We start from the raw sequence: 12,807 nt of genomic DNA, 5'->3' as shown, positions 1-12,807 counted from the left end.
GCGGTGCGGATCACTTCTTCGGGGCGGACTTGCCGTCGTAGCGCTTGGTCCATTCCGCCAGGATACGCTCGCGGTTCTTGGCCATCCATTCCATGTCGTTCTTGATCATCGCGGGCTCGGCATTGACCGGATAGTTGACCGGCGCGGCCTTCACGCCCGGCAGTGCGACCACGGCATAGGTCTTGGCATAGAGTTCGTTGGCCTTCTTGGTCACCGCCCAGTCCGCGAGCTTCTTGGCGGCATCGAGGTTCTTCGTCCCTTTCATGATCGCGGTGGCTTCGAGCTCCCACCCCAGACCTTCCTTCGGCACGATGAGATCGATCGGCGCGCCCTTGGTCTTCTCGGAAGCGCCGCGCATGTCGAGGCCGATACCGATCAGGCGCTCGCCTTTGGCGGCCTGAACGCAGGGCGCCGAACCGGAATGGATGTACTGCGCGATGTTCTGGTGCAGCGCATCCATGTACTTCCAGCCCGCTTCCTCGCCCATGATCTGAAGCCAGGCGGCGATGGTGAGATAGCCGGTGCCCGACGAGGCCGGGTTCGGCATCACGATAGAATCCTTGTAGTCGGGCTTGGTGAGATCGGCCCAGCTCGTCGGCACCGGCTTATTGCCCTTCTTGCCTTCGGCGGTGTTGAAGCAGACCAGCGAGAGATAGGCGTCCATGCCGACCCATGTGTCGGGCGTCTTGCCGCTGCGGAACATCGGCTTCAACGCCTCGACGCCCTTCGGCGCATAGGGCTCGATCATGCCCATGGTGGCGAACAGCGCGGTGCTGGACGCCGCAAGGCCCCAGATCACGTCGGCGCGGGGATTGTCCTTCTCGGCAATCAGCTTGGCCGTGACGACGCCCGTGGAATCACGCACCCAGGCGATCTCGATGCCGGGGTTATCGGCCTCGAAAGCCTTCTTGAACGGATCGAGCTGGTCGTTCTCCAGCGCCGTGTAGACGGTGAGTTTGGTCTTCTGAGCGAAAGCCGGGACGGCCGTCAGGCCAACCATGGCAAATGCGGCAGCGCCTGCCAGTGCGGCCCGCCTGATGATGTTGTTCCCGGTCATTTCATCCCCCTTGTTTGTCCCTGTCTCAAGCCCGGTAGAGACGTTGCGCTACAGAGCAATCATGAACTTTCCGTTACGCCAACGATACAGCAGCATTGCCGGACAGCGGAAAAGATCAATTCGCAGCCTCTATCCGTCCAGTATATATTTCAAATGAATCCTATCGGTTCTGCCTATATGGCGCTCAACGGTCTGTCGCCAGCTTTGCACCGACCGCCGCCAGCCAGCGGCGCACCACCTTCTCCTCCTCACGCCCAACCAGCCCTGCGAGCCGCTCCTCGACCTCCTGGACGCGGACCTTACAGCGCCTCAGCAGCGCCTCGCCTTCGGCTGTCGTCTGCAGGCGCAGGATGCGGCCGTGTGCCGGATCGGCCGACTTTCCGACTGCGCCGGCCTTTACGAGGTTGCCCACGATCAGGTTGATGGTCTGCGGCGTCAAGAACGTGAGCCGTGCAAGGTCTGCGCCAGAAAGGCCGGGATAGGCACCAATCATCGTCAGTACGACGAACTGCGGCGACGTCACGCCCAGCTCTGCGAGCACCTTGTCCATGGCGGCCCGGACCGCAACATGGGCCTGACGCACGAGATAGCCGAGGTAGCCATCGGGGCCACGCTTGCCTTCTCCCGCGCGGGGAACGGCCTTGACCTTGCGCGGCATCCTAGGCGCCGAACACCGTCTTGAGATCGCTGGTCGGCATCGTATCGCGCATCCAGAGGAAGCTGCCGGCCTTCATGTCGCGAGCGCCCTTCATGAAGGCCGCCAATGCCAGCCGCGAAAGCGCGCCGCCGACGCTGATGCGCTTCACACCGACCGCGGCGATCTGATCGGCTGTGAGATCGGGGTCGCCCGCGCTCATCACCACGTTCAACGGCTTGCCGATCTCGGAGACCACGGCGCGCATGCTCGCGAGGTCGCGCAGACCGGGGGCATAGAGCACGTCGGCTCCGGCCGCCTCGAACGCCTTGAGCCGGCGGATCGTATCGTCGAGATCCCTGACGCCGCGGATCAGGTTTTCGGCCCGTGCCGTGAAGGTAAACGGCACGTCGAGCGAGCGCGCCATCTCGACGCCGGCCTGCACGCGCTCGACCGCATGATTGAAATCATAGATACGCTCGCCGCTCCAATCCTCGATCGAGCCGCCGACGATGCCCACCGCCGCGGCATCGCGCAGAATGGTCGCCGCTTCCTTCGGGTCGTCAGCGTAGCCATTCTCGAGATCGGCATTGACCGGCAGGTCGGTAGCCGCGGCGATAACGCGGCAGTTTTCGAGTAGCTCGGCACGGCTCACGGCATTGTCGCCGTCGACCCTGCCGAGCGCGTTCGACATGCCGAGGCTCGTCGTCGCCAGTGCCTCGAAGCCCAGCGACTGCAACAATTTCGCAGTGCCGGCATCCCACGGATTGGGCAACAACAGCAGACCCTGTCGTTCGTGCAGCCTACGAAACTCCCGGCCTTTTTCCGCTTGCGTGCGCATCGCCTCTCCTCCGCTTTCTGCTAAGGAACACCGATGGACAATCAAGCGCAACCATTGCGCTGGATCCCACCCCCAGCGACGAAGGTCCCCGATGACTCCTCAACACCAAAGTGAACTCGCCCGTCTGCTCGCCTCTCTTCGCCGCGATGGCCGCCAGCAGAGTGGCCTCGCCGCCAACCTGGTGCCGCCGGACAAGGCCACAGCTTACAAGATCGCAGGCCTCGTTGCCGAGGAACTCGGCTGGCCGGTGCGTGGCTGGAAGATCGCCGCCATGAAGGAGGAAATGCAGAAGGCGCTGCGTACGGATTCGCCGATCTACGGCCGTGTCTACTTCGCCAAGCCGACACCCGTCACCGTGGAGCGCGCCAAGCTCGCGAGCCCGATCCCCGAGGTCGAGTATCAGGCCAAGCTCGGCAGCGACCTGCCGCCACGCGAGAAGCCCTACTCTGTCGAAGAAGTGACCGAGGCCGTGGCGTCGCTGCATCCCGGCCTGGAACTGGCGGAGTGCCGGTTCATCCACGATTCGGTCTTTCCGCCCTTGCCGGCGATTTTGGCCGACGGCGCGGGCTCCGGCACCATCATTTATGGACCGCCGATCGAGGATTGGCGCAAGCGCGACATCACCGGGCAGGAGGCGACGCTCTCCTCCAATGGCAAGCTTCACCGCAAGGGCACCGCCGCCGACGCGCTCGATCATCCGATGGTGCCCCTCACCTGGCTCGCCAACGAACTCTCGCGTACCGGCGTGGGGATGAAGGCCGGCGAAATGGTGAGCACCGGCACGTTGACCGGCATGCTCGCACCGAAAGCCGGCGAAACCTACGTCGCCGACTTCGGCCCCTTCGGCTCGGTCGAGGTCGCCTTCACTTAAAGAACGTCGAGTTCATGCTTGACGCATGGCATGCGCCTTATCATAACTAATGGGTTATATAATTCTTTGGTTATGTCATGCTGTTGACGCAACACCTCGACGCCACCTTCGCCGCCCTGGCCGATCCGACGCGCCGGGCGATCATTGCCCGCCTCACCCAGGGCGAGGCTTCCGTGATGGAGCTGGCCCGCCCTTTCGACATGAGCCAGCCCGCCATTTCCAAGCACATCAAGGTGCTTGAGCAAGCGGGGCTGGTCTCGCGCGGCCAGGACGCGCAACGCCGCCCCTGCCGGCTGGAGCCCAAGCCGCTCGCCGAAGCCACCTCTTGGCTCGAATACCACCGCGAGCTCTTCGAAGCGCGCTTTCAGCGCCTCGACGCCCTGCTCGAAGAAATGAAGGCGGAGCGTCGAGCGACCGCCAAGCGCAAGCCCACCGTCAAGTCCAGAAAGGGAGTCCGTAAATGAGACGGCATGCCATGAAGCTCACCCCTCAGGGCGACTGCGAGATCGTGATCGAACGCAGCTTCGATGCGCCGCGCGATCTCGTATTCGAGGCCTTCACCAAGCCAGAGCTGGTGAAGCGCTGGATGCTGGGGCCCGATGGTTGGTCGATGCCGGTATGCACCATTGATCTCCGCCCCGGCGGCAAGGGGCGCTACGAATGGCAGAATGCGGACCGCAGTGCCGGCATGTCCCTCAATGCGGTCTTCAAAGAAGTCGTGGCCCCCGAGCGCATCGTCCACACGGAGCGATTCGACCAGGACTGGACACAGGGCGAGGCCACAATCACGACGCTGTTTGCGGAGAAGGACGGCAAGACGACGGTGACCATGAGGATCGTCTATGCGTCGCCTGTCGTGCGCGACATGGTCCTGACGTCGGGCATGGACCAGGGCATGGCCCGCAGCTACGAGCGCCTCGACGACGTGCTGAAGAAGTGACGTCCGGTGGAACGCGCTCCGCAGGGGCGCCGTCCCCTTAACGCGTAAAAGCCATCGCTTTGTCGCGCACCGAGCCGTAACGCAGGCTCACCAGATCCAGCGCGTAGTTCTGATAGAGCTTCCAGGGGCGCTTAGAGCCCTGCTTGGGTTGATGCGCCAGCGCACGCTGGATGTAGCCTGATGAAAAGTTGACCCACGGCTCCTCGGTCAGGGTCGGATCGTTGTTGCGTGGCGTGCACTGCCTGAAGCCCTTGCGGTCCATATGGTTCAGCAGGCGACAGACATACTCGCAGACGAGATCGGCCTTCAGTGTCCACGACGCGTTGGTATAGCCGAACACCGAGGCGAGGTTCGGGATGTCGCTGTACATCATGCCCTTGTAGATCATCGTCTCCCAAGGCTTCACCGGCTTGCCGTCGACGACAAGGCTCGCGCCACCGAGCGGTTGCAGGACCAGCCCGGTCGCCGTCACGACGATGTCAGCCTCCAGCTCTTCGCCTGACTTCAGCTTGATACCCGTCTCAGTAAAGGTCTCGATCTGGTCGGTGACGACGGAGACGCGCTTCTTGCGGATGGCGCGGAACAGGTCCGCATCGGGCACGAGACAAAGGCGCTGGTCCCAGGGGTTGTAGCGCGGGGTGAAGTGCTTGCCGACATCGTAGTCCGGCCCCAGCATCTGGCGCACGCCACCCAGGATCAGGCTCTTCACCTTCTCCGGCTTGCGCTTGCACATCTGGTAGAAATACATGCCGAGCAGCACGTTCTTCCAGCGCGTCATCATGTAAGCGAGGCCAAGCGGCAGCTTGCGCTTGAGCTTGTTGGCGATCGGATCCTCGGCCGGCCGTGCCACGACATAAGTCGGCGACCGCTGCAGCATGGTGACGTGAGCCGCCGTCTCGGCCATCGCCGGCACCACGGTAACCGCCGTGGCGCCGCTGCCGATCACCACGACCTTCTTGCCGGCATAGTCGAGGTCTTGGGGCCAATGCTGCGGGTGGATCATCTGGCCCTTGAACCGCTCGGTACCCGCGAACTCCGGCAAGTATCCCGCCTCGTAGCGATAGTAGCCGCTGCACATCCACAGGAAGCCGCAGGAGATGAAGATGCGTTCCTTGTCGGGGCCTCGCTCCAGCTCGACTGTCCATTTCGAGTCGGGCGTCGACCAGGAAGCGCCGACGACGCGATGCTGGTACCTGATTTTCCGATCGATGCCGTGGTCGGTCGCGACCTCTCTGATGTAGGACAGGATCGATGGCCCGTCGGCGATCGCCTTGGCATCCTTCCACGGCCGGAAGCGATAACCGAGCGTGTACATGTCGGAGTCGGAGCGGACGCCGGGATAGCGGAACAAGTCCCAGGTTCCGCCACTCGCCTCGCGTGCTTCCACAATTGCGTAGCTCTTGCCCGGGCATTCCTTCTGCAGGTGCCAGGCGGCGCCAATGCCTGACAGGCCGGCGCCGACGATCAGCACGTCGAAATGTTCAGACGCCGTGCGGTCAGCCGGCATCAGGGCGGCGATTGTATCCATGCCAACTTCATCGCGGAAAGTGCGAGGCATGGCAACTCCACCCTCCGCAGATCTAGCGGCCCCATCGCCTTCCGGCGAACAGCGCCAAGCAGCCCACTGTCGTGATGATCGAGGCCAGCACCAGCCCCGGCCCATACCCGCCAAATCCATCGCGCAGGAAGCCCAGCAAGGCCGGTCCGAAAGCCGACGTCAGCTGGATGACCGTCGCGGCCGTGCCGTAGGTCGCGCCGAAAGCAGCGGCGCCGAACTCGCGGCGAACGACGACGGGACCGAGGGTCGTCACATGACCGATACCGTAGCCGTAGACCAAGCTCGCCGCGACGAGCATCGGCACGGTCGGCCAGAGCGCGATGGCAAGCAGGGCGAGTGTCTGGACGGCCATGACGAGGCAGGCCAGGCCGCGGACATCGACCTTGTCGACGATCCGCGCCAGCACGAGCCGGCCCACGAAGGCTGTCACGCCGGTAGCGCTCACCAGCAGGCCCGCTCCCGCCGTCCCCAGCAGTGGTTCGGCCAAAGCGACGTGATGGGTGATGAATCCGATCTGCACCGTGAGGGCGAGGGCAAACCCCACTGCCGCGCTCCACAGCAGGAGGCGGGGCCGCCCCAGAGTGGCGACGGGCGTCGGGCCAGTAGACGGCGCAGTGCCCATGGCAGACGCCTCGCCGTCGCGGCCGACGCCGAGATCGGCTGGACCGCGAAAGCGCAGCACGCGCCAGATCAGCGGCAGCAGGAACGCCGCCGCAACGATGCCGGTAGCAATCAATCCCTGCCCCAGGCCAAGCCGTGCCAAGACGAACAGCAGCAACGGCACGCCGAGGATGGCCCCCAGGCTGGCGCCCATGATGGCGAGCGTCATGGAGCGCCCTTGATGGCGCTCGAACCAGGGCGCCACAGTCGCGGTGATGCCGGTAGTCGACAGGGTCGACCAGCCGATGCCGACCAGTACGAAGCAGGGATAGAGCTGCCAGGGCGCGCTCACCTGCCCGATCAGCGCGACGCCCAGAGTCATGGAAACAACGCCGATCGATAGGACCGGCCGCGGCCCCCAGCGGTCGATGCTGCGGCCGACGAGACGCTGGATGCTGGCGCTTACCAGGAAGAAGAGCGTGATCGCCGAGGCGACCTCCGAGACCGGCCAGCCATGCGCGGCGGTGACTGCCTGCAGGTAGACGCTGGCGCCGAACAGACCCAACGCCCAGGCGAAGGCCGCGATGACGAAGCAGGCCGCAACGACCCGCCAACCATGGAACACGAGGACCTGCTCAGTTCGGCTTGATATGGCCCTTCTGGAGGACGTCGCCCCAGCGCTTCTGCATCTCGGATTGCGCGCTGCCGACAAGGACTATTCCGAGCCGCGGACTGCGGGACAAGGACAACATCACTCTTCCCTCGGAGCTTTCAATTGGGTCACACTGCATACGCCGGACTGGAAATTCCACCAGTTCCCACGACAACGATCACTAGGAGGAAATCCATGGCAACGAACGTCAAGCAGTTAATGGAAGCGGCGAACGCGGCCGTCCCGAAGATCACGCCGGCTCAGGCCAAGGAGATGATCGCCAAGGGCAATACACTGGTGGTCGATGTGCGCGATTCCGCCGAAGTCGAGAAGAGCGGCAAGGTCGCCGGCGCCGTCAACGTCTCGCGCGGCATGCTCGAGTTCCGCGCCGATCCCGATTCGCCCTATCACGACAAGAGCTTCGACAAGGGCAAGACGGTGATCGTCTACTGCGCCTCCGGTGGCCGGTCTGCCCTGAGCGGCAAGGTGCTGAAGGATTTCGGCTTCAACGACGTCCACAACCTCGGCGCCTTCAAGGACTGGGCCGAAAGCGGCGGAGCCGTCGAGAAGTAACCTCTCGATCCGGTCCCGTTCTGCGTTCAGGCTGATTCCGGAGGCACCATGAAGAAGCTCCTGGCCGGCTGCATTCTGGCCCTCTCCGTTCTGGCAGCTTCGACCGCCACGGCGCAGACCTATCCGTCCAAGCCGATCCGCTGGCTCGTGCCCTACCCGGCCGGCGGCGGCTCGGACTTTCTGGCGCGCACTATCGGCCAGCAGCTCTCGACGCAGACCGGCCAGACGGTAATCGTCGACAACAAGCCGGGCGCCAACACTGCAGTTGCCGCCGCGGAGACCGCTCGCGCACCAGCCGACGGCTACACCGTGCTCTCGGCCGACAATGGCACGATGGTGTTCAACCCCGTGCTCTACAAGTCGCTCGCCTACAGCCCGACCAAGGATCTGGCGCCGGTTACGCTGATGGGCCGCTTCCCGATGATCCTGGTGGTCAACCCGGAGAGCGGCATCACCGACGCCAAGGCCTTCATCGACAAGGCCAAGGCGTCGTCCACAGGCATCAACTACGCCTCAGCCGGTGCCGGCAGCCCGCATCATCTCGCCATGGAACTGCTGAAGGTCGAGACCGGGCTGCGCCTGGTGCATGTTCCCTATCGAGGCGCCGCGCCGGCCCTGGCCGACCTCGTGAGCGGACAGGTCCCTGCCATGATGGTGGATCTCGCCGCCGGCGCCAGCTTCATCAAGGGCGGCAAGGTGAAGCCGCTTGCCGTGGCCAACGCCGTGCGCCTGCCGCAACTGCCCGACGTGCCGACCTTCGCCGAGCTCGGCTACAAGAACGTCGAGGCGGCCGCCCTCGTCGGCCTCGTGGTGCCTGCAGCAACACCACCCGATACCATTGCTGCCCTCAACAAGCAGATCGTCTCCGCCATCCGCGAGCCCGGCGTGAACAAGAAGCTTCAGGACTTCGGCGTCGAGCCCGTGGGCAGCACGCCCGCCGAGTTCGCCGACTTGCTGAAGAGCGAGTCGGCGCGCTGGCAGAAGCTCATCCGCGATCTGGGGATCACCCTCGACTGATCAGAGGGATCAATAGAGATTCCCGCCCTACTCCTTCATGAAGGCGTTGAGGTCCGGCGTGGAGATCGAACGATCGAGATAGGTGAAGGTGCCTTTTTCCTTCACTTCCTTGGCCGCGTCGACGAGCCCTGTCATGGCGGCACGATAGAGCGACGTCGCGAGGCTGATGCGCTTCACGCCGGCGGCCTCCAGTTCGGCCTTGCTGAACGACTTACCCTTGATGCCGACCATAAAGTTGAACGGCTTCTTGAGGGCGCCGCAAACCTTCTTCACCGCCGCGAGGTCCGGCAGGCCGGGTGCGAACAGCACATCCGCGCCGGCCGCTTCGTAGGCCTGCAAACGCTTGATGATATCGCCGAGGTCGGCCTGTCCGCGCAGGAACCCTTCGGCCCGCGCCGTCAGCACGAACGGCACGGGCAGCGCGCGCGCCGCCTCGACGGCCGCCTTGACCCGTGTCGCAGCCGTCTCGATGTCGTAGAGCGGCTTGTCCTTGTCGCCGGTCGCATCCTCGATGGAGCCGCCAACCAAACCTACACCCGAGGCTTGACGGATCGTCTCGGCCGCATCCGACGGCGAATCGCCAAAGCCCTTCTCGAGGTCGGCGGCGACCGGCAGGTCGGTCGCGTTCACGATCAGACGCGCATTGGCCAGCGCTTCTTCGCGCGTCACCTTGCCGTCGCGCTTCCCCAGCACACCCGCCTTGGCGCCGCTCGACGTTGCCAGTGCCTCGAAACCGAGGCCGGCCAACACGCGCGCGGAGCCCGCATCCCATGGATTGGGAATGATGAAAGCGCCGGGCGCCTCGTGCAGAGCGCGGAACTTCCTGGCCTTGTCTGCCTGACTGACACTCATGGTGCTTCCCCTACTCACAACACTAAAGGCTTCGCCCGTCGAACGGGCGGGGCGAGAGTTTGTCCACGTCCATCCCATCGATGCAACGGAGATTGATGGCGACCGTCGGTGTCCCGTCGGGCATCGCGCCTTCGGCGAAGGTCTCGATCCCGCAGGTTCTGCAATGGCGATGACGCAGACGCTTCTTACCGAATTGGTAATCGACGAGGGTGTTCTCGCCGGACTTCATCGTCAGCTTGCTTCTGGGAGCGAAAGCCAGCACGGCGCCGAGCCGGCTGCAGATCGAACAGTTGCACTTGATCGCCCCTGAGACGTCGAGTTCGACGTCATAGGCCACGGCCCCACAATGGCAGCTTCCTGAATAGGACTTCGTCTCCGTCACGGCTTCCTCCTCCAGAACACTGTTCTCTATATGTTCTTTATCGAGGAGAAGGTCCAGAGGCTTCTGCCAGGGACGCGAGGCTCCCTACTCGATCTGTCCCTAGCCCGGCCAGGGCAAGGACCAGGTCTTCACGTTGGTGAAGCTCTTCATCGCCTCCAGGACACCTTCCTTGTAGCCAAGACCGGAGTCCTTGATGCCACCGAACGGCGACATTTCGATGCGATAGCCAGGCACTTCCCAAATATTGACGGTGCCGACCTGCAGCTCGTCGACAAAGCGGGTGATGTAGTCCAGCCGGTCCGTGCAGACGCCAGAGGAGAGGCCGTAGGCCGTGCCGTTGGAGACGCGGATGGCGTCGGCGATATCCTTGACGCGGATGATCGGGATCGCCGGCCCGAACGTCTCCTCGCGCACCAGCTCGGCCTGAGGGTCGACATGATCGACCACGGTGGGCGGAAACAGCGCGCCACGGCGATCATTGCCATGCAGCAGCTTGGCGCCGTGCTTGGCCACCGCCTCGCTGACCCTGTTCTGGAACAGCGTGGCGGCGCGCTCGTGAATGACGGTACCGACATCGGTCTCCGGATCGAGCGGATCGCCGGCCTTGAGTTTCTTCGCCTTGGCGAGCACCCGCTCGACGAAGACGTCGGCCACCTTTTCCACCACCAGGATGCGCTTCACGGCGGTGCAGCGCTGGCCGGAGTTCTTCGTCGCGCCGGCAACGGCGAGGTCCGCCGCCTTGTCGAGGTCGGCATCCTCCATGACGATCAGCGGATCGTTGCCCCCCAGCTCCAGCACGATGCGCTTGTAGCCGGCTTTCTCGGCGATGTACTTGCCGACCCGCACGGAGCCCGTGAAAGTGACAAGATCGGCGCGCGGATCGACGATCATGGCGTCGCCAATGTCGGACGGATTGCCGGTAATGACCGACAGCATTTCGGGCGGCAGGCCCGCTTCGTAGAGCGTGTCCGCCAGGAACAGCGCGGTGAGCGGCGTCAGCTCCGTCGGTTTCAGCACCACGCAGTTGTTGGTTGCGAAGGCCGGCGCCAGCTTGTGCGCGACCATGTTCAGCGGATGGTTGAAGGGCGTGATCGCCGAAATGGCATTCAACGGCTGACGCAGGGTGAAGATCTTGCGCGACTTACCGTGCGGGGTGAGATCGCACGAAAAGGTCTGGCCATCGTCGAGCATGCAAAGCTGGCCCGCAAACGTAAAGACATCGTAGGCCCGGCCGACCTCATAGAGCGAGTCCTTCAGGCAGAGTCCCGACTCCAGGGTGATGAGCCGCGACAACTCTTCTTTGCGCGCGACCAGCAGGTCGGCAGTCTTGAGCAGGATCTGCTGGCGCTGATACCGCGTCAGCTTCGGCTTGTAGTCGTGCGCGATCTGAAAGGCCTCGGCCACCAGCTCCGGCGTGGCGCGCGGCACGGTACCGACGAGGCGATTGTCCCAGGGGAAGCGCACTTCCAGTCTCGCGCCCGTCTCGACCTTGCGGCCTGCGATGCGCAGATGCTCGTGCCGGACATCGGCGCCGGTGCGGGTGATCGTGTCCATGGATGCTCTCTCAGGCGACGAGGTTGAGGGCGAGATCGAAGGCGTCGAAGTTGCGCCAGCGCCTGGAGGCAGCGGCGCCGTCGGCCAGCTTGCGATTGCAGATGACCGGCACCTTCTGCTCGGAAATGCCGCCATGGCTGCGCAGCGGTTCGGTGAGCCCCGAGAGATCGTGCCGTGCCGCAGACGTTCCCAGCACCTTGTGCTTGGTCGAGACCACGATCAGGTCGCCGAGACGATCCGCCGGCAGCTCGAAGCGTGCCGCCGCCTCCTCCTTCGTGAGGGCGGCCTCGACGCCCGGCATCGCCTTCAGCTTCGCGGCTGCCTCAGCGGCCGTCGTGCCCTGCGGCAGATAGACGACGGCAAAGGAACCCAACGCGCCGTGGTGCACGACATAGGGATCGGTGATCGGCAGGATCACCCGCGCCTTGTCCTTGCCGAGCCAGCCGTCGAAGACGTCTTGCAGGTAGATCACGTCGGGCTGGCCGTCGCTGCCGAACTTGGCGTTCATGCCGTGGTCGGCGGTGACCACGATGGTGCAGCCCATGGCGTCGAGCTTGGCCAGATAGCCATCCATCATGGCGTAGAAGGCATTGGCGACCGGCGTACCCGGTGCGTGCTTGTGCTGGATGTAATCGGTGGTCGAGAGATACATGATCTCCGGCCGGTCGCGTTCCATGATCTTGACGCCGGCCGCAAACACGAACTCCGAGAGGCCGGCGCTGTAGACGTCGGGCACGCCCATGCCGACCAGTTCGTTCACCTTGTCGATGCCGTTTTCGGCCAGCGTGGCCTTGTCCGACTTCTCCGAAGAGAAGGAACAGGCCTTGCCCGCGCCCAGCTCCAGGCCCTTGCCCAGCAGGCCGCGCAGCTTGTCCTTGGCCGTGACCACGGCGATCCGGCAGCCGGCGCGCTGCAAGGCCGGGAACAGCGTCTCGACGCGCAGGAACTTGGGATCGTTCATCATCACTTCCTTGCCCGTGTCGGGATCGAGGAAGTAGTTGCCGCAAATGCCATGCACTTCCGGCGGCCGGCCGGTGACGATCGAGAGGTTGTTCGGGTTGGTGAAGGACGGCACCACGCAATCGCCGACGAGGTTGGTGCTGTTCTTGAGTACCTTGGCGAACCAGGGCGCCTGCCCCGCCTCGACGGCGCGCTCGATGTAGCCCGGCTCCGAACCGTCGACGCAGACGACGACGACAGGCTCCTTCGGGAGACGATAGCGGCGGCCGTTGACGGCGATCTCTCCGCCGCTGGTGTTCAGACTGTCAGGCGCCAT

Annotated in this window: 14 protein-coding genes; 5 read left to right on the top strand and 9 right to left on the bottom strand. The window is 64.2% G+C overall.

Features of this window, described 5'->3' with window-relative positions; genetic code table 11:
- Positions 1-10 precede the first annotated feature (10 nt).
- The 3 genes from BN60_RS06460 to BN60_RS06450 all read right to left on the bottom strand — a co-directional run bounded on the left by BN60_RS06460 (position 11) and on the right by BN60_RS06450 (position 2,532).
- Positions 11-1,000, bottom strand: a complete 990-nt coding sequence (locus tag BN60_RS06460) for a putative 2-aminoethylphosphonate ABC transporter substrate-binding protein (protein WP_425357822.1) — start codon at positions 998-1,000, stop codon at positions 11-13.
- Between the two features lie 241 nt (positions 1,001-1,241).
- Positions 1,242-1,715 (bottom strand): MarR family winged helix-turn-helix transcriptional regulator, encoded by a 474-nt coding sequence (locus BN60_RS06455; protein WP_020695191.1) that lies wholly within the window; start codon positions 1,713-1,715, stop codon positions 1,242-1,244.
- Position 1,716: 1 nt separating this feature from the next.
- A complete protein-coding gene (locus tag BN60_RS06450) occupies positions 1,717-2,532 on the bottom strand; it encodes an isocitrate lyase/PEP mutase family protein (protein ID WP_020695190.1) in 816 nt (271 codons plus the stop codon).
- 91 nt (positions 2,533-2,623) lie between these two features.
- On the opposite strand from BN60_RS06450, the gene BN60_RS06445 reads away from it, so the two are divergent.
- The 3 genes from BN60_RS06445 to BN60_RS06435 all read left to right on the top strand — a co-directional run bounded on the left by BN60_RS06445 (position 2,624) and on the right by BN60_RS06435 (position 4,343).
- Positions 2,624-3,403, top strand: a complete 780-nt coding sequence (locus BN60_RS06445; protein WP_020695189.1) for a 2-keto-4-pentenoate hydratase — start codon at positions 2,624-2,626, stop codon at positions 3,401-3,403.
- Between the two features lie 77 nt (positions 3,404-3,480).
- Positions 3,481-3,867, top strand: coding sequence for an ArsR/SmtB family transcription factor (locus BN60_RS06440; RefSeq protein WP_020695188.1), 387 nt, complete (start codon positions 3,481-3,483; stop codon positions 3,865-3,867).
- The gene (locus BN60_RS06435) at positions 3,864-4,343 is read left to right on the top strand and encodes an SRPBCC family protein (protein WP_043283681.1); all 480 of its coding nucleotides are present in this window, start codon (positions 3,864-3,866) and stop codon (positions 4,341-4,343) included. Before BN60_RS06440 ends, BN60_RS06435 begins: the two co-directional genes overlap by 4 nt.
- A gap of 37 nt (positions 4,344-4,380) precedes the next feature.
- Here BN60_RS06435 and BN60_RS06430 read toward each other — a convergent pair whose 3' ends face one another.
- Positions 4,381-5,871, bottom strand: coding sequence for a flavin-containing monooxygenase (locus tag BN60_RS06430; protein WP_020695186.1), 1,491 nt, complete (start codon positions 5,869-5,871; stop codon positions 4,381-4,383).
- Positions 5,872-5,923: 52 nt separating this feature from the next.
- The gene (locus tag BN60_RS06425) at positions 5,924-7,126 is read right to left on the bottom strand and encodes an MFS transporter (RefSeq protein ID WP_020695185.1); all 1,203 of its coding nucleotides are present in this window, start codon (positions 7,124-7,126) and stop codon (positions 5,924-5,926) included.
- A 222-nt stretch (positions 7,127-7,348) separates the two neighbouring features.
- Between BN60_RS06425 and BN60_RS06420 the strand changes: the two genes are divergently transcribed.
- Both BN60_RS06420 and BN60_RS06415 read left to right on the top strand, forming a co-directional pair.
- The gene (locus BN60_RS06420) at positions 7,349-7,726 is read left to right on the top strand and encodes a rhodanese-like domain-containing protein (protein ID WP_020695183.1); all 378 of its coding nucleotides are present in this window, start codon (positions 7,349-7,351) and stop codon (positions 7,724-7,726) included.
- Between the two features lie 48 nt (positions 7,727-7,774).
- Positions 7,775-8,743, top strand: coding sequence for a Bug family tripartite tricarboxylate transporter substrate binding protein (locus BN60_RS06415; protein WP_020695182.1), 969 nt, complete (start codon positions 7,775-7,777; stop codon positions 8,741-8,743).
- 27 nt (positions 8,744-8,770) lie between these two features.
- On the opposite strand, the gene BN60_RS06410 is transcribed toward BN60_RS06415, so the two are convergent.
- The 4 genes from BN60_RS06410 to phnA form a co-directional block, all read right to left on the bottom strand.
- Complete coding sequence (locus tag BN60_RS06410) at positions 8,771-9,595, bottom strand: isocitrate lyase/PEP mutase family protein (RefSeq protein WP_020695181.1); 825 nt, start codon at positions 9,593-9,595, stop codon at positions 8,771-8,773.
- 22 nt (positions 9,596-9,617) lie between these two features.
- Positions 9,618-9,977, bottom strand: a complete 360-nt coding sequence (locus BN60_RS06405; protein ID WP_043283680.1) for a GFA family protein — start codon at positions 9,975-9,977, stop codon at positions 9,618-9,620.
- Between the two features lie 99 nt (positions 9,978-10,076).
- Entirely contained in the window at positions 10,077-11,531 is a 1,455-nt protein-coding gene (gene phnY / locus BN60_RS06400; protein WP_020695179.1) for a phosphonoacetaldehyde dehydrogenase, read from the bottom strand.
- 10 nt (positions 11,532-11,541) lie between these two features.
- On the bottom strand, positions 11,542-12,807 hold the full coding sequence (gene phnA, locus BN60_RS06395) for a phosphonoacetate hydrolase (RefSeq protein ID WP_020695178.1): 1,266 nt from the start codon (positions 12,805-12,807) through the stop codon (positions 11,542-11,544).

The organism is Reyranella massiliensis 521 (assembly GCF_000312425.1).
In the GTDB taxonomy this organism is placed as follows: Bacteria; Pseudomonadota; Alphaproteobacteria; order Reyranellales; family Reyranellaceae; genus Reyranella; species Reyranella massiliensis.
Note: the sequence above shows the minus strand (reverse complement) of the source record. Positions and strands in the feature narration are given on the sequence as shown.

What these genes read in the sequence shown, in the direction of transcription:
- BN60_RS06460 (WP_425357822.1), bottom strand. Translation starts at nt 1,000, where the DNA reads ATGGTTGGCCTGACGGCCGTCCCGGCTTTCGCTCAGAAGACCAAACTC.
- BN60_RS06455 (WP_020695191.1), bottom strand. Translation starts at nt 1,715, where the DNA reads ATGCCGCGCAAGGTCAAGGCCGTTCCCCGCGCGGGAGAAGGCAAGCGT.
- BN60_RS06450 (WP_020695190.1), bottom strand. Translation starts at nt 2,532, where the DNA reads ATGCGCACGCAAGCGGAAAAAGGCCGGGAGTTTCGTAGGCTGCACGAA.
- BN60_RS06445 (WP_020695189.1), top strand. Translation starts at nt 2,624, where the DNA reads ATGACTCCTCAACACCAAAGTGAACTCGCCCGTCTGCTCGCCTCTCTT.
- BN60_RS06440 (WP_020695188.1), top strand. Translation starts at nt 3,481, where the DNA reads ATGCTGTTGACGCAACACCTCGACGCCACCTTCGCCGCCCTGGCCGAT.
- BN60_RS06435 (WP_043283681.1), top strand. Translation starts at nt 3,864, where the DNA reads ATGAGACGGCATGCCATGAAGCTCACCCCTCAGGGCGACTGCGAGATC.
- BN60_RS06430 (WP_020695186.1), bottom strand. Translation starts at nt 5,871, where the DNA reads ATGGATACAATCGCCGCCCTGATGCCGGCTGACCGCACGGCGTCTGAA.
- BN60_RS06420 (WP_020695183.1), top strand. Translation starts at nt 7,349, where the DNA reads ATGGCAACGAACGTCAAGCAGTTAATGGAAGCGGCGAACGCGGCCGTC.
- BN60_RS06415 (WP_020695182.1), top strand. Translation starts at nt 7,775, where the DNA reads ATGAAGAAGCTCCTGGCCGGCTGCATTCTGGCCCTCTCCGTTCTGGCA.
- BN60_RS06410 (WP_020695181.1), bottom strand. Translation starts at nt 9,595, where the DNA reads ATGAGTGTCAGTCAGGCAGACAAGGCCAGGAAGTTCCGCGCTCTGCAC.
- phnY (WP_020695179.1), bottom strand. Translation starts at nt 11,531, where the DNA reads ATGGACACGATCACCCGCACCGGCGCCGATGTCCGGCACGAGCATCTG.
- phnA (WP_020695178.1), bottom strand. Translation starts at nt 12,807, where the DNA reads ATGGCGCCTGACAGTCTGAACACCAGCGGCGGAGAGATCGCCGTCAAC.